Origin of the sequence: Sedimentibacter sp. (genome assembly GCF_033447055.1) — a bacterium.
GTDB lineage: Bacteria > Bacillota > Clostridia > Tissierellales > Sedimentibacteraceae > Sedimentibacter.
This window is the reverse complement of sequence record NZ_JAWQJF010000109.1, coordinates 25,342-40,768: the sequence shown is the minus strand read 5'-3', so window position 1 is coordinate 40,768 and position 15,427 is coordinate 25,342. Positions and strand designations below refer to the sequence as shown.

Here is a 15,427-nt window from a genome sequence, read left to right as displayed (position 1 = left end):
TCCGTTTTCTCTTGTTTTAAAAGTTTCCTGCATTGCAAGATTTGTAAAATATGCAAGTATGCAAATACAAGTAAAAGTTACAATAATTTGAAAGCAAAGGCCAACTATTTCTGTACTCTCAAAGAAAAAACCAGGTATATTTACAAATTTCATAATAGATATAAAGGGCCATACCATATTGACAGCTTCTTTCATTCCAAACTTTACGATAATTAGTAAATAACATGCAACATAAATAATTGTGCTGATCATAATAAATCTTTTATTTATCATTATGTTTTTTTCTTTTATTGATACCTTGCTATTTGAAAACAATAGTACTGATGAACCGAAGAATCCAAGAAGTGCAATTGGAACTGATTTTACTACACCTTGCACATCAGCTGGATAAATGGGAAATATATTTGTGTAATCTGCATAATACGTAGAAAAAATTATTATCAGCAAATAAGGTATCAGTGCTACTATAACAGCTATATTGGTAATGTTGGCTATTGACTGTATTCCTTTTTTGGCAGCATATCCAGCTATCAAAAGAATTACAATAATAATTGTGCTTATGGGCGTTCTAAAAAGCATCATAAGTTTAATCTGTTCAGCAAAATCCTTCATGAGCAGGCTGTTTGATAATAAAAACATCAGTATGTAGTACAATCCAATAAATTTTGAAATTGCTTTTGGAAATAATTTGTTGGAAATGGTTATTATTGTATCTTCATTGTATTTTGTCATCACTTTATTTATTGGCTTCAAAACCAAGTACAAAAGTAATGCAGCTATTGCAATTGAAATCCATCCAACAGGTCCATCAATTTCAGACAATATTATTGGCATGAGCATTGATTGAAAAGCAAATGAAATCAATATTAAAATCGATATATTTTGATATGGGGTAATATCCTGATTAAACATTTATTTTCCTTTCTCTTTTTCTATTTGTAAATATCTGGGCTTATGAACCATATCTTTGATTTTTGGTCTTACGATTGTATCCTTTAAATCTTTTCTGCTTTCAATGAAATTTGAAAATGGCGTCATATATGGTACGCCGCAGCTTTTTAATGTGCAAAGATGAATTATTAAAATACATAATCCAATTGATATGCCAAACAATCCAAAAGTAGCAGCAAGTATGATAAATGCAAATCTTATCATTCTTAAAGATGCGCTGAAATTATAGCTTGGAATAGTAAAGGAAGCTATAGCCGTTAAAGCTACAATAATTACAGCTAAGGGCGTAATCAACCCTGCTTCAACTGATGACTGTCCTATTACCAAGCCTCCTACAAGCCCTATAGTTGAACCAACAGGACTTGTAATTCTAAGTGAAGCTTCCCTTACAAGCTCTATAACAAGTTCCATGAGAAGCGCCTCAAAATAAGGAGGAAAAGGAACATTTGCTCTGGAGGCGGCAACATAAAGGGCAAGCTGGGTAGGCAGCATATTAGGATGAAACTGAGTAACCGCTACATACAAAGCAGGAAGAAGCATTACAATAGGCAACGCCAAATATCTTATCAATCGTGTGACGCAGGATGGCAACCATCTTTCATAATAATCCTCCGAGGATTGCATAAAGGAAACAAAAATTGCAGGGGCAATCAGAACTGATGGTGTATTGTCAACTGTTATTACAACTCTGCCTTCTAACAACGCTGATGCCGCTGCATCTGGCCTTTCTGTGTTTTCAATTTGAGGAAAAAGCGAATAACTATCGTCTTCTATCATTTCTTCGATGTACGAACTTTCTAAAATAGCTTCAATATCAATGTTTTTTATTCTTTTTTCCACTGTATCCAATACTGTTTTATTTACTAAATCTTCTATATATAATATTGCAATGTCTGTTTTTGATCTGCTCCCTACCTGGGTATATTTAACCTTAAGTTTTGGATCTCTAATTCTCCTTCTTATAAGTGTGATGTTGACTTTCATTGTTTCATTAAAACCATCTCTCGCACCTCTGATAAGTGTTTCTGCGGATGGTTCTTGAATGCCTCTCATTGGCCATCCTCTTGAAGCAAGCATTATTCCCTTTGAACAAGTATCTAAAAGAAGCACCGTTTCACCTGAAAGTATTTTGTCAACGCACTCTTCAATAGTCATAAGAGATTGCACTTCTGAAATTGCTATGCTCGTTTTTATTATTGCATTTTGCAGCTCGCTGTCAGGACTGTTTTCAAGCTTTTCTAAATCTAGGTTCAATAAAAGCTTCTCAATTGCATATTCGCTTATTGCTTCTTTTGTGGTCATTCCATCCACGTAAACAATAAGCATTTTTAACTTATGGTTTTGACCGCCCTCCAATTTTCTGAAAACTATATCATTTGCATTTTCAAATACTTCTCTTAATGCTGATTCATTTTTGCTTATGTCAGTTTCAATTTTTCTTTGTATTTTTTGTTTATTTTCACTCATTTCATCACCTATATATATATTGCCACTACAGCAGCAAGAGCAAGTATCCCGTATAATACCCCAGTAGTCTTAACTATTTTATAATCTATGTGATAATTGTTGCGCTTAAGCTCCTTGCTGGTATTAAAAATTAAAATATAACTTATAACTAAAAAAATTATTATTATATCATTGTTTATTATGTGCTTTAAATCATTTATAAAATACATAACCCCTCCTATGCTTGTAACACACTATTAGTAATATTTGCATTTTTAGGTTTTTTATTCATTATAAAAAAAATAACCGCTTGCGCGGTCATAAAAGTTAATTATTTAAATTATATTTTTGTTTTTTCCTTACTAATGTTGATATGTCTATCCCCAGTCTTCCTGCTGCTTCTTTCAAATTCTTTGAAACAGCTAATGTTGTTTCAATTATCTCTTTTTCATAATCATCTATTTTGTCTTTTAATGTTTTATTGTCGATTAAAAATATATTGTTGTTTGCTGCATCGCTACCTGTCTCATAAAGCATTAAATTCTCTGTGAATAAATTTGTATCAATGAAAGCTTCATCAGTCATAAGCACTAAACGTTCTATTATGTTTTTCAGTTCTCTTATATTTCCCGGCCAATCATATACTAAAAAATGTTCAAGGCAATTTGCAGTAAAATAACAATTCTTGCCATACTTATTGTTGTAATATTCAATAAATTGCTGAGCAAGGGGTATAACGTCTTCTTTTCTGTATCTTAAAGGAGGAATAACAAAAGTTACAACATTTAATCTGTAATATAAATCAGCTCTGAATTTTTTTTCTTCAACAAGATGTTTTAAATCTACATTAGTTGCAGCAATAATACGTGCATTAAATTCTACAGCTGTTGTACCTCCAATTCTGTAAAACATCCTATCATTTAAAGCACTTAAAAGTTTAACTTGCAGTGTATAAGGCATGTCTCCTATTTCATCTAAGTATAAAACTCCACCGTTGGCTTGTTCAAAAAGTCCTTTTTTACCTCCTTTTTGTGCACCGGTAAAAGCACCTTCTTCATAGCCAAAAAATTCTGATTCCAAAAGATGTTCAGGAACAGCGCTGCAATTTATTTTAATAAACTTGCCATTTTTACGATTGCTTATGCTATGAATATATGATGCAATAAAATCTTTTCCAACCCCAGTTTCTCCTAGAATTAAAATTGTGCTGTCCACATTCGCGATTTTTTTAGCCCTTCCATAAATATTTTTCATTTTTTCATTATTGAATACAATAACCGGTTCTTTATTACCTTCCATGACTTTTACATCGGAGTCATTGTTTTCAATAAATAAATTTTTTTCTTTAGCTATATTTTTCATTAAAACATCAAGTTCAGACACGTCCCTTATTACAGCAATGGTTTTTGCCAATCTGCCTTTCTCATCAAATATAGGAGAACCTGATACTAAACATCTTTGACCTTTGTAATAATTATTTATTGTTGAAACAGGCCCATTTGCTTCAATTACTTTTGCACAGCATGAATTCGGCAAAATATTTAATTTTCTTAAATTATAAACAGTTTTTCCAATAATTTGTTCTCTTGTTAATCCTGATAAATTTAAAAAAGCATCATTGACAAATGTAGTTGTTCCTTCTTCATCCGTTATGTAAATTCCGTCATTCAATTTATTTAACATTTCATTGTACAAGTATTGCTGACTGCTTAATCTTACAATTTGTTTTTCTAATTCATTACCTATGGAAAAGTCACAGAAAAAAAATATGTAAAGGTCTTTGTTGTTAAGATTTAGCTTATTATGCAAAACAAAATACACAGAGTTATCCGCGTATTTTACCGGATAAAATTCTTCATTATCAACTTTAATATCTTGAAAAAAAATTGTTATTTTTTTATTTAATATATCTTCACTATTTTTGCATATATTTGTTTTAAAATATTTATTACGATATAAAACATTGAATTTATCATCAGTTATAACAAATCCCACGTTTAAATCAATGATTTTCGACTCCATTTATCCCCCTATGAATAATATATTTAAAATTTTAATTGATATTTTTTTTACAATATGGTATATTTTAACTAAGCATTAATAATATATATTACAAAAATGCATATACTATTATAATATGGAATATGCATTTTTGCAATGTATATCTTAATTTCATATGCATTTTTGCATATAAAAAATGCCGTTTAATTATTTTAGCATCTTTATTTATTGAAATATTAATAATTTATTGCATATAAATTTTTTGGCACGAAAAATGCAATTGATTATTTATATTAAATTTAGGAGGCAAATTTATGAAAAAAGCAGTTATTGTATCTGCAGCAAGAACTCCAATCGGTTCTTTTGGTGGTACTTTATCACCATTATCAGCAGTAGATTTGGGCGTGGTTGCAGCAAAAGAAGCAATTAAAAGAGCAGGAATCGAACCATCAATGATTGAAGAAGTTTATTTTGGCAATGTTCTTGGAGCAGGATTGGGACAAAATGTTTCAAGACAAATTTCCATAGGAGTAGGGGTTCCTGTAGAAATTCCAGCACTCACTATAAACATGGTTTGCGGCTCTGGCTTAAGAGCTGTGAGCATGGCTGCACAATTTATAGAAAGTGACCAATGTGACATAATTCTTTGCGGAGGAACCGAAAGCATGACTAATGCTCCGTATCTTTTACCTAAAACAAGATGGGGTCAAAGAATGGGCGATGGAAAAATCGTTGACTACATGGTTTATGATGGTTTGACAGATGTATTTAATCAATACCACATGGGAATTACTGCTGAAAATATAGCAGAACAATATGGAATAACAAGAGAAGAACAAGACAGAATAGCTGTTCAAAGTCAAAACAGAGCAGAAGAAGCTCAAAAATCAGGAAGATTTGCTGATGAAATAGTACCTGTTGTGATACCTCAGAAAAAAGGTGATCCTGTTATAATTGATCAAGACGAATTCCCAAGACATGGATCTACACTAGATAAAATGGCAAAATTAAAACCAGCATTTAGAAAAGATGGCACTGTTACAGCAGGTAATGCTTCAGGCATAAATGACGGCGCTGCCGCTTTTATCGTAATGAGCAAGGAAAAAGCTGATGAACTTGGAATAAAATATTTATGTGAAGTAATCGCATATGGCTCAGCAGGAGTTGATCCTTCAGTAATGGGGTTAGGTCCTATACCTGCAACATTAAAAACATTATCCAAGGCAGGCTGGACAATTGACGATTTAGATTTAATAGAAGCAAATGAAGCTTTTGCATCTCAAACAATAGCTGTAACACGCGACCTTGGTTTAAAAGAAGAAATAACTAATGTTAATAGTGGCGCTATTGCCCTTGGCCATCCAATAGGAGCTTCAGGAGCAAGAATTCTTGTTTCGTTAATATATGAAATGCAAAAAAGAGATTCTAAAAAAGGTCTTGCAACATTATGTATTGGCGGCGGAATGGGAACATCAATGTTAATACAAAGATAAATTCGGGAGGGATTACCCTCCCCTATATAAATTAATGTAAACTATAAATTGAAAGGATGATAATCTTGATAAATAAAATCATTTCTATTAAAGAAGCAGCTGAAAAATTACAAGAAGGTATGAGTGTGATGGTTGGAGGATTTCTTGCAAATGGAACTCCAGACCGTTTAGTAGATGCACTTGTGGAAAGGAATGTTAAAAATTTAACCCTTATATGCAATGATACCGGTTTTCCTGATAAGGGTGTTGGAAAAATGGTTGTGAATAAGCAATTTAAAAAATTAATTGCTTCTCACATTGGAACAAATCCTGAAACTGCTAATCAGATGAATTCAGGAGAAACTGAGGTTGTATTAATTCCTCAGGGAACATTAGCTGAGAAAATCAGATGTGGAGGAAACGGACTCGGAGGTTTCTACACACCTACCGGAGTTGGTACAGAAGCGGAAATAGGAAAAGAAAAGAAAATTATTAATGGAAAAGAATATATTTTCGAACTCCCTTTAAAAGCTGACATCGCATTGTTAAAAGCTTCAGTTGTTGATAAAAAAGGAAATATGTTTTTTGTTAAAACAACTAAAAACTTTAATCCTTTAATGGCAACAGCAGCAGATGTTGTAATTGTTGAAGCAGATAAAATAGTAGAAGTCGGGGAAATCGATCCGGAACATGTTATGTGTTCAGGAATTTTTGTTGACTATATTGTTGGAGGTGACAAATAATGGATGTTAAAGAAATAATCGCAAGAAGAGTCGCACAGTTATTAAAAGATGGAGACGTTGTAAATTTAGGAATCGGTCTTCCTACCATGGTTGCAAATTATATTCCAGAAGATATAGATATAACATTCCAGTCAGAAAATGGGTTACTTGGATTGGGCCCTGCTCCAGCACAAGGACAAGAAGATTGGGAACTTGTAAATGCAGGAGGAATGCCTTCATCAATTGTTCCGGGAGGAATGTTCTTTGACAGTGCTACATCATTTGGTATAATTCGTGGTGGACATGTTGATGCGACTGTACTGGGTGCAATGGAAGTAGATGAAAAAGGTAATCTGGCTAACTGGAAAATACCGGGTAAAATGGTCCCTGGCATGGGTGGAGCAATGGATCTTGTTGTTGGAGCTAACACAGTTATAATTGCTATGGTACACACTCAAAAAGGCAAACCAAAGATATTGAAACAATGTACTCTTCCATTAACTGCAAAAGAACAGGTTAATATAATAGTAACTGAAATGGCTCTTTTAAGAGTTACTAAAGAAGGTTTTGTTCTTGAAGAACTAGGACCTGATGCTACTGTTGAAGAAGTTATTGCTGCAACAGATGCTAATGTAATAGTATCTCCAAACTTAAAAAAGTATAATTTTGCAAATTAATAAAATTCAAAAAGGATATGAAAATATCCTTTTTTTTATGCACTATTTAAAAAACTTCAGTGCAACAATTAATGCCAAACAAAAAAACAGGTAAATTTATCAGACTATTGACAAACCCCATTTATGTCATCTGAACAAAGTGAAGGATCTCATCTTTGTTGAAAACATAAGATTCTTCGCCTACGTCTCAGAATGACAAGGTCTGAAAGTTAACTTTGAAATTAAGCTGACAGTAAGACTGTTTTTTTGTTGGAAGATTTTTAATGAAAATTGTTTTTGATTTATCTCTGTTCTATAAATCTGTCGGATTTGTTTTTAATGTCATATTGATATTTTCCTCATTGCCATTTCTAATTATAGTTAACTCTATATTGTCGTTATTCTTATATTCATATAAATTTCTTTTTAAATCTGACATGCTTTCAATTTTGTCACCATCTATAGCTATTATTACATCACCTGGCTTCAAACCTGCTGACACAGCTGGTGAATCACTCATTGTTTCGATAACTACAACACCATAATCTGCTGCAACATCAACTCCTAAAGCCATTTCATACGTTTCAACATCTACACCTTTAATTCCAACATACACTGTTGAAAATGTTCCATCATCTATTATTTGTTCAATTATCGGCTTTGCAATATTTATCGGAATTGAAAATCCTAATCCTTCAGCAGTGCTCATTTTTGCAGTATTGATTCCAATTACTTGACCTTTTGCATTAAACAATGGTCCACCGCTGTTTCCTGAGTTTATGGATGCATCAGTTTGAATTAATGGTTCAATAACTGTTCCATCTTCAAAGGCAATCGCTCTGTTTAATCCGCTTATTATACCTTGCGTAACAGTTCTTTCTAAATCCAGTGTCATTGGATTTCCAATTGCCACAGCAGGTTCTCCAACCATTAATTCATCCGAATTTCCTAATTCTACAGCCGGAAGTCCTGTTTTATTTATTTTAACTACTGCCAAGTCCAATGTTGTATCATACCAGAGAACTTCTGCTACTTCAGTTGATCCATCTATTAATGATACCGTAATATTTTCATATCGTCCGTCTCCGATAACATGAGCATTTGTAACAATGTATCCATCTGAATCAACTATGAAACCCGATCCCATACTCTGTGATTTTTGGGTTTGAGGTCCAAAAAATGTATTATATTGTTGCACAATGTTAGTAGTTATTCCGACTACGGTTTTTTGTGTTTTTTCAGCAACTGCTGCTGCAAAATAAACATCATCAGTCAAGTTAATATTAACATCCTGTGCGTTTAAAGTTTCTCCGCTGTTTTTATCGATTATATTTAATTGATTTGTTGCAATATATCCGCCTGAAAGACCTCCAATTAATGAAGAAACCAATGCTACTGCAATGTATCCGAAAATTGATTTTTTCTTTCCTTTTTTCTTGGGTTTTGGCTCCTCATATGTCGGTAATATAAAATTTACGTCGCTTATATTATTTTTGTCGCCTGAAGATTCAGTATTTTGATTAAACATATTTCTTTCATTTTCGTCCATGATATTCCTCCTCATATTACTAATGTTTTTTAATTATTTGTAATGATACCCATGGATTGTGATAGAATTGTGGTGATAATTATTTAAAAATTTTATGAATTATGACAATCACTTTTATTCTTCCACTTTATCCATATATTATCATCAATTTCTTTATTGAAACTTAAAAAATGAACTTTTATACTGGCATAGTATGATTTTCATAATACAAAAAAACACCAGTGGAGAGCATAATTATGTCCATCACCCGTGTTTTTTACTGTTGTATTAAACATTTCTCATTTATATCTTACATTTCTACTTATTTAAAACAAGCTTAATATTTTCTAAATTAGTATTTAGAACAAGTTCTTCCGGAAATTCCAATTCTTTTAGTAGTGCTTCTGCCTCAGTAAACCTACCAACATCATAACAAATATGACTATCAGAGTTTACAATTATTTTTGCACCATACTGCTTGCACTTGACAAGACATTCTCTTGCGTGTAGTATTCCATCTTTTCTTGTTGATTGTGGCAAGAGCGACGAATTATTAAGCTCTATCACTGTGCCATATTCAATTGCAGCTTTTATCAAAGTATCATAATCTACTATATATCTTCCGTCATCTGGATGACCTATTATTTTTACATTCTTATTTTTCATAGCTTTAATCAAAGCATTTGTATTTTCTGTTGGTGTCCCGCTTTTAAAACATGGAGAATGAAGGCTTGCTATAATATAATCTACTTTAACAGCCAAACTATCATTCACATCAATTGTTCCGTCAAAATCTAAAATATTTGCTTCTACACCCGCGAAAATTTTTATACCTTCAATTTCTTTGGGAATAACTTTAAAATTTTCAAAATATATATTTTTAAAAGAACCTGGCATCATCTCGGCATGGTCGCTGAAACCATAGCCCAACAAACCCCTTTTTTTAGCTATTTCGATATTTTCCCTCAATGTGCTATAAGCATGCCCACTGGCTATAGTATGTGTGTGTAAATCAAACAGCAATTTCATTTAATTCTTCCTTCTTTATTAATATTACTTCATCGCCTTCATCATATTTATCCGTAGCATTAGAAAATACATTGTATAATTCTTTATCACACTTAACCTTATAGTGTATTTCTCTGCCGTTGTATTGCTTATTTACAATTGTTCCTTTTATTCCGTTACCAACTGTGGCTATCAATAATTCTTCCGGTCGGATGGGGTATACATTATTTTGTATAAAACAACTCTCTATATTGGGATTTTCAAACACAACTGTTGAATTATTTACGCAAAATTTTTCTTTTTCCCATATCCCTTTAATGAGATTGCATTTACTGACAAAAGTCGCTGAAAAGATTGTCTTTGGTTTTTTATATATATCCATTGGAGTTCCAATCTGCTCTATTTTCCCATCTTTCATAATAATTATTCGATCTGCCATAGCAAGTGCTTCGCTTTGATCGTGGGTAACATAAATTATTGTAGCGCCTGTGAGCTTATGAATATCTTGTATTTCTTTTCTCATGCTTATTTTCAGTTCAGCATCCAATGAACTTAATGGTTCGTCCATTAAAAGAATTGAAGGTTTCCCTACAATCGCTCTTGCTAACGCAACCCTTTGGCGTTGACCACCTGATAATTCTCCGGGAAGCCTTTCTGAATACGCAGTAAGTCCTGTGCTCTCTATAGCTTTCTCAACCAATTCTCTTTTTGTTTGTAAAGACATATTTTTATTTCTTCTGCTTTTCAATGGAAACTCGACTTGCTCTTTTACCGTCATGTGCGGCCAAAGAGCGAAAGATTGAAATACCATTCCCAAATCCCTTTTCTCTACAGGAACATTAATTTTATCTGATGAATAAATTTCTTCACCAAATCTAACCAATCCTTTTGTCGGTTGAATAAACCCTGCAATAGTTCTTAAAAGAGTAGTTTTGCCACATCCTGAAGGACCTAAAATTGCAATAAATTCTCCATCCTTAATTTCTACCGATATATTATTTAATGCTGTAGATTTTCCAAACTCTTTAGTTAAATTTTCTATAACTAAGCTCATCCTACCTCCTAATTGTTGTTATCATATATTAATTTTCCTATTATCGATTTTTTTTGTTGGGACATTCTCTGTTTTTTAGTATGGTAATTTTCTTTAAAATATGTTGAAACAACAAATAATATGACAACCATTCCAACAATTAGCGAACTCATAGCTGCCGATAAATTATTGTTTCCTGCCTGCTGCAAGCTGAAAATTGTTAATCCGATTGTTTTTGTTCCTGCTGCTGCAAGCATAGAAGATAATGTCAGTTCTGTTAACGATGAAATAAAAATAAGAAATGTGCTGGATAATACCTGTTTCGTTAAAAGGGGAATCATTATTTTCCACCATGTTCTTATTTTACTGCTGCCACATACCATTGCAGCTTCTTCTAACGACGGCTCTACAGCTATGACTGCAGTTGTACTTCCTTTAATTTGAAGTATCAAATATCTGGTGACATATGCGATTAATAATATTTTAATCGTTCCATATACATTTGGAATTGCTGTCCAGTGAAATATCATTGCAAGTGCTAAAACTATTCCTGGAACGGCATATGTCAATGAAGCGCCTGCCTCTAATATTCTAATGCTTTTTGCATTTTTTCGTACCTTTATGTATGCTATGGCAGTTCCAATAACAATACATATAATACAAGTGATGACAGCTAATGTAAAACTATTTATAATTGCATGCTTAACTCCACTGTTAGTAAATACAAACTTATAGTTCTCAAAGGAAATTCTGTCCAGTGCAAATTTACCGAAGTTTGGAAGAAAACTTGAAGCAATCATGGTAATTAGAGGAATTATATTGATACATGTTAAAAAAGCCAAAGAAATCCACTCAACATACTTCCTTTTGTTACCCAATTCTATCCTTATTGAGCAGTCTTCCTTTATGCTTTCCATGTTTGAACTTTTTTTAATAAACTTTCCCTGAACTGCAGTACCAATAATGGCAATTATGGAAAGCATAACAGATAATGCTGCAGCTAATCCAAAAGAATCAGGACCAAAACTTATAGCCTTTTCGTAAATATATGTGCTGAGTACAGGAATCCCTGATGATATACCTAAAAACGCTGGAACAGAAAAATTATCTATTGCTGCTAAAAAAGATAACATTCCGCCGCCAATTATTGCAGGCATCGCTTGAACTAAATTAATTTTTCCCATAGTTTCCCAGATGCTGTAACCGGATACCAATGATGCCCACTCCAAATCTCTTGGTATTTTTCTAAGCATATTTACCGTTATTAAATATACAATAGGTGTATTGCAAATTCCAAGAACAAATATTATTCCCGTCATTGTATATATGTCAACCGCTCCAAGTCCTATGCTCAAAAGCATTTGGTTTATAATTCCTTTTTTCGAAAGGAGGCTGCTCCATGACAAGGTTATAATATATGATGGTATGACATATGGTGCCAACACCAGGACTTCCATCATTTTTTTTCTTTTTACATCCGTGTAAGCTACTATGAAGGAAAAAAAGCATCCCATTAAAACTGAAAACATAGTGGAACATACTGCGATGATTACTGTATTTTTAATAGCATTTATAGTTCTTGCTTCATTCAAAAGGTATGCATAGTTTTCTAATGTAAAAACAGATTCAGTTTTAAAACTCATCTCCACCAATCTTAAAATTGGCAGAATGAAAACAAAAATTACCATGAAATAAAACAATGCCTGAAATATATATTTTTTTATTATCTTTGTATCCATTTGATTCTCCTTGTAATATAAAACAGGTTACAACCGTACCCTGTTTTATACATTACATTTTACACTTTAGTTATTCAAACATTTTAGCAAAAGCTTCTTTGTCTGCTTCTCTTGTTTCAACTAAGGTTTTAATATCAAATGTAAGGTTTTTTATTTCATCTGCTGCTTTGAATCCCTCAGGTGCTTCTACTCCTGATTTGATAGGAGTATATCCAATTTCAGATGTTGCCTTTTGTCCATCTTCGGAAAGAATAAAATCAACAAATGCCTTTGCAATATCCTCTTGTTCTGTTCCTTTAATGATTCCAATTGGCTCTGTTACTATTAATGAGCCTTCGCTTGGATAAATAAATTCTACAGGTGCACCTTCGGCTTTCGCTCTAATGGCCATATAGTCAACGATAATTCCACATCCTTTTTCTCCTGCTAGGACTGCAGTCTGAACTGTACCATTTCCCTTGCCTACTGTTACTCCATTTTCCTTGATTCCTTGATAAAAATCCCAACCAAGATTATATGTTCTTGTAATAACCCCTAAATTATAGGCTGCTGCTCCGGAATATAAAGGACTTGGCATTATCAATTCATCCTTTATTTCAGGTTTTAACAAGTCTTTTAAAGATGTAATTTCTGATTTAACTACATCAGTATTAACGATAATTCCTGTAGAAATGATTTTTGTTCCTGTATAAGTATGATCTGCATCATAAAACTCACTGTTTATTCCATCAAGTTCTTTAGATTCATAGCTCATTAATAAATCTTCTTCTTTCAAAGATTCGAAAGTAGCTGCATCTGCCACCAAAATAACATCTGCCTGCAATGAATTAGTTTCTTTTTCCGCCAATACCTTGCTTACAACCTCTTCTGTACCACTTCTGAATATTTCCACATCGACATCTGGATAGCTTTCATTGAAAACTTCTACCAACGCCTGAATGTCAGCTTCCGGCTGAGATGTATACACTGTCAAATCGCCTTCCAATTTGGTTTGGTCTTGTGCTTGTTCGGAATTTTCCGCCTTGCTCTCCTGCGCAGGTTTTACCTCATTACTGCTTGCAGCTGAGCCGCTTTGACAACCTGCAAGACTTACTGCCATAGCTAATCCTAATAAACCCGTTACAAAATATTTCTTAATCATTTTATTCCTCCGATTTTTTTCATAAATTCTAAATTATCTTTCAACACTCCAAAATCATTTCCACCATCGTACCCTTCAATAACTAAAGGTATCTTATGCTGCCTCAATTTTAGAATGAGATCTTTAAAGTTGAAATCCCCCTCAGACAACTTCGTGTGCAATTTTTTGCCCTTTTTATTGCTTATATGAATCTTCGATACATTTTCAACTCTATTGAAATATCTCCAAAATTCTTCCTCTGAGCTGCAGTGTGCCACATCAATTGTATAGGTCATTTCTTTATATAAATCTCTAACCATTACCTTTAATTCTTCGTCTGTTGTCACGAGCTCATTTGTCTTTTTTTCCATTATCTCCAATGAAACTTCAACACCTTTCAACCTTGCAAACTCATATATTTCTCTTAGGCTTGTATATGCAATATCATAATAATACTCTTTATTTCCGCTAAAAGTCTCTCTTGGAGGATGCACCGTAACTTCTGTTGCTCTAACAGCTTCAGCCAATATTATAGATTTCTTTATCTCTTCAACAGATGCTTGTCTTATAGATTTATTCAATGAAGCAAAATTTAAATCCCAGCTCTTGCTGTGCACTATGGTATCAATCCCGTATTGTTCAGCTACTTTTGTATATTCTTTCACCTGATAATTACGCGTTTCAAATTGTTGATCCCAAAGTTCAATTCCTTTTATGCCATACAAATTAACAATTTCAATAATCTGATCAACTGATGCATTCCACATTAGTGTAGAAGAAAAATATATATTATTCAAATTTTTGATTTCACTCCTTTTCTTCTCTAATACACAATGAAGTTTAACACTCAAATGTAAATTTGAAATATTTGTAATGTAATTTTTTAGTATATTTCAATTTTTATAACAAAAAAAAGCACTTTCGTGCTTAATTTTTACTTGTGTCTTTTCGTCAATTCTTTTTTTAAATCGTCAATGGTAACACCTTCATTTACCATAAGCACTAATGAGTGATATATTAAATCGCACATTTCATAAACAAGTTCATCTTTATTTTTATTTTTAGCACCTATAATAACTTCACTTGTTTCTTCTCCAACTTTCTTTAATATTTTATCTAATCCCTTGTCAAACAAATAATTTGTGTATGAACCTTCTATAGGATTTTCTTTTCTGTTGATAATTTGATTGTATACGCGATTTAATATTGCTTGATCCGTTACGTCTTCTTCATATGCTTTATTGAAGAAGCATGAATATGCTCCCGTATGACATGCATTTCCAACTTGATCAACTTTCATCAATATCGCATCTGCGTCACAGTCAAAATATAATCCTTTTAAATACTGAACATGCCCGGATGTATCTCCCTTTCTCCAAAGACATTGTCTGCTTCTGGAAAAATAACATGTTCTTTTTTCTTTTAATGTAATTTCCAAAGATTCTTTATTCATGTATGCAACCATAAGTACTTCGTTTGTTTTATAATCCTGAGCTACTGCAACAACAAGCCCCTTATCGTCAAATTTAACTTCATTTAATATTTTTTCAATTTCCATTTCTATATCCTTCTTTCTTTATATATTAATAATTTATTAACTGATTGAAATATAATATTTTATCTGACTTTGCGGATATTTTGTGGAATTGTACGAAAGAAGAAAAACAGTTTTGGCACATTTAGCGAAGCGTATCTGTGCCATTGTTTTTCGTATTGAAGTAACAATTCCCAAAATTTTAGCAGGAAGAGAA

14 protein-coding genes are annotated in these 15,427 nt (G+C 32.7%); 3 read left to right on the top strand and 11 right to left on the bottom strand.

The window, feature by feature from the left end:
- From SA378_RS07480 to SA378_RS07465, 4 genes are all read right to left on the bottom strand, one after another.
- Positions 1-912, bottom strand: a 912-nt coding sequence (locus tag SA378_RS07480) for an endospore germination permease (protein ID WP_318525362.1), incomplete at its 3' end; no start/stop codon positions are given.
- The gene (locus SA378_RS07475) at positions 913-2,418 is read right to left on the bottom strand and encodes a spore germination protein (protein WP_318525361.1); all 1,506 of its coding nucleotides are present in this window, start codon (positions 2,416-2,418) and stop codon (positions 913-915) included.
- Between the two features lie 8 nt (positions 2,419-2,426).
- Positions 2,427-2,627 carry a CLC_0170 family protein gene (locus tag SA378_RS07470; RefSeq protein ID WP_318525360.1) on the bottom strand — a complete coding sequence of 67 codons (201 nt, stop codon included), beginning with the start codon at positions 2,625-2,627 and terminating at the stop codon, positions 2,427-2,429.
- A gap of 97 nt (positions 2,628-2,724) precedes the next feature.
- Positions 2,725-4,419, bottom strand: coding sequence for a sigma-54 interaction domain-containing protein (locus tag SA378_RS07465; protein WP_318525359.1), 1,695 nt, complete (start codon positions 4,417-4,419; stop codon positions 2,725-2,727).
- 293 nt (positions 4,420-4,712) lie between these two features.
- Here SA378_RS07465 and SA378_RS07460 point away from each other — a divergent pair, with 293 nt between their 5' ends.
- The 3 genes from SA378_RS07460 to SA378_RS07450 all read left to right on the top strand — a co-directional run bounded on the left by SA378_RS07460 (position 4,713) and on the right by SA378_RS07450 (position 7,269).
- A complete protein-coding gene (locus tag SA378_RS07460) occupies positions 4,713-5,891 on the top strand; it encodes an acetyl-CoA C-acetyltransferase (RefSeq protein ID WP_318525358.1) in 1,179 nt (392 codons plus the stop codon).
- Positions 5,892-5,959: 68 nt separating this feature from the next.
- Positions 5,960-6,613 (top strand): CoA transferase subunit A, encoded by a 654-nt coding sequence (locus tag SA378_RS07455; protein WP_318525363.1) that lies wholly within the window; start codon positions 5,960-5,962, stop codon positions 6,611-6,613.
- A complete protein-coding gene (locus SA378_RS07450; RefSeq protein WP_318525357.1) occupies positions 6,613-7,269 on the top strand; it encodes a 3-oxoacid CoA-transferase subunit B in 657 nt (218 codons plus the stop codon). Before SA378_RS07455 ends, SA378_RS07450 begins: the two co-directional genes overlap by 1 nt.
- A 292-nt stretch (positions 7,270-7,561) precedes the next feature.
- Here SA378_RS07450 and SA378_RS07445 read toward each other — a convergent pair whose 3' ends face one another.
- The 7 genes from SA378_RS07445 to hisIE all read right to left on the bottom strand — a co-directional run bounded on the left by SA378_RS07445 (position 7,562) and on the right by hisIE (position 15,234).
- Positions 7,562-8,797 carry a S1C family serine protease gene (locus SA378_RS07445; RefSeq protein ID WP_318525356.1) on the bottom strand — a complete coding sequence of 412 codons (1,236 nt, stop codon included), beginning with the start codon at positions 8,795-8,797 and terminating at the stop codon, positions 7,562-7,564.
- 297 nt (positions 8,798-9,094) lie between these two features.
- A complete protein-coding gene (locus SA378_RS07440; RefSeq protein WP_318525355.1) occupies positions 9,095-9,805 on the bottom strand; it encodes a phosphatase in 711 nt (236 codons plus the stop codon).
- Positions 9,789-10,838, bottom strand: a complete 1,050-nt coding sequence (locus SA378_RS07435; RefSeq protein ID WP_318525354.1) for an ABC transporter ATP-binding protein — start codon at positions 10,836-10,838, stop codon at positions 9,789-9,791. Before SA378_RS07435 ends, SA378_RS07440 begins: the two co-directional genes overlap by 17 nt.
- Positions 10,839-10,846: 8 nt before the next feature.
- The gene (locus SA378_RS07430) at positions 10,847-12,556 is read right to left on the bottom strand and encodes an iron ABC transporter permease (RefSeq protein ID WP_318525353.1); all 1,710 of its coding nucleotides are present in this window, start codon (positions 12,554-12,556) and stop codon (positions 10,847-10,849) included.
- A 70-nt stretch (positions 12,557-12,626) separates the two neighbouring features.
- Positions 12,627-13,697 carry an ABC transporter substrate-binding protein gene (locus tag SA378_RS07425; RefSeq protein ID WP_318525352.1) on the bottom strand — a complete coding sequence of 357 codons (1,071 nt, stop codon included), beginning with the start codon at positions 13,695-13,697 and terminating at the stop codon, positions 12,627-12,629.
- Positions 13,694-14,473, bottom strand: coding sequence for a sugar phosphate isomerase/epimerase family protein (locus SA378_RS07420; RefSeq protein WP_318525351.1), 780 nt, complete (start codon positions 14,471-14,473; stop codon positions 13,694-13,696). The genes SA378_RS07425 and SA378_RS07420 overlap by 4 nt, the downstream gene beginning before the upstream one ends.
- A 137-nt stretch (positions 14,474-14,610) precedes the next feature.
- On the bottom strand, positions 14,611-15,234 hold the full coding sequence (gene hisIE, locus SA378_RS07415) for a bifunctional phosphoribosyl-AMP cyclohydrolase/phosphoribosyl-ATP diphosphatase HisIE (protein ID WP_318525350.1): 624 nt from the start codon (positions 15,232-15,234) through the stop codon (positions 14,611-14,613).
- Positions 15,235-15,427: the final 193 nt, after the last annotated feature.

Excerpts from the sequence above, each read along its gene's own strand:
- SA378_RS07475 (WP_318525361.1), bottom strand. The coding sequence starts at position 2,418 with ATGAGTGAAAATAAACAAAAAATACAAAGAAAAATTGAAACTGACATA.
- SA378_RS07470 (WP_318525360.1), bottom strand. The coding sequence starts at position 2,627 with ATGTATTTTATAAATGATTTAAAGCACATAATAAACAATGATATAATA.
- SA378_RS07465 (WP_318525359.1), bottom strand. The coding sequence starts at position 4,419 with ATGGAGTCGAAAATCATTGATTTAAACGTGGGATTTGTTATAACTGAT.
- SA378_RS07460 (WP_318525358.1), top strand. The coding sequence starts at position 4,713 with ATGAAAAAAGCAGTTATTGTATCTGCAGCAAGAACTCCAATCGGTTCT.
- SA378_RS07450 (WP_318525357.1), top strand. The coding sequence starts at position 6,613 with ATGGATGTTAAAGAAATAATCGCAAGAAGAGTCGCACAGTTATTAAAA.
- SA378_RS07445 (WP_318525356.1), bottom strand. The coding sequence starts at position 8,797 with ATGGACGAAAATGAAAGAAATATGTTTAATCAAAATACTGAATCTTCA.
- SA378_RS07440 (WP_318525355.1), bottom strand. The coding sequence starts at position 9,805 with ATGAAATTGCTGTTTGATTTACACACACATACTATAGCCAGTGGGCAT.
- SA378_RS07435 (WP_318525354.1), bottom strand. The coding sequence starts at position 10,838 with ATGAGCTTAGTTATAGAAAATTTAACTAAAGAGTTTGGAAAATCTACA.
- SA378_RS07430 (WP_318525353.1), bottom strand. The coding sequence starts at position 12,556 with ATGGATACAAAGATAATAAAAAAATATATATTTCAGGCATTGTTTTAT.
- SA378_RS07425 (WP_318525352.1), bottom strand. The coding sequence starts at position 13,697 with ATGATTAAGAAATATTTTGTAACGGGTTTATTAGGATTAGCTATGGCA.
- hisIE (WP_318525350.1), bottom strand. The coding sequence starts at position 15,234 with ATGGAAATTGAAAAAATATTAAATGAAGTTAAATTTGACGATAAGGGG.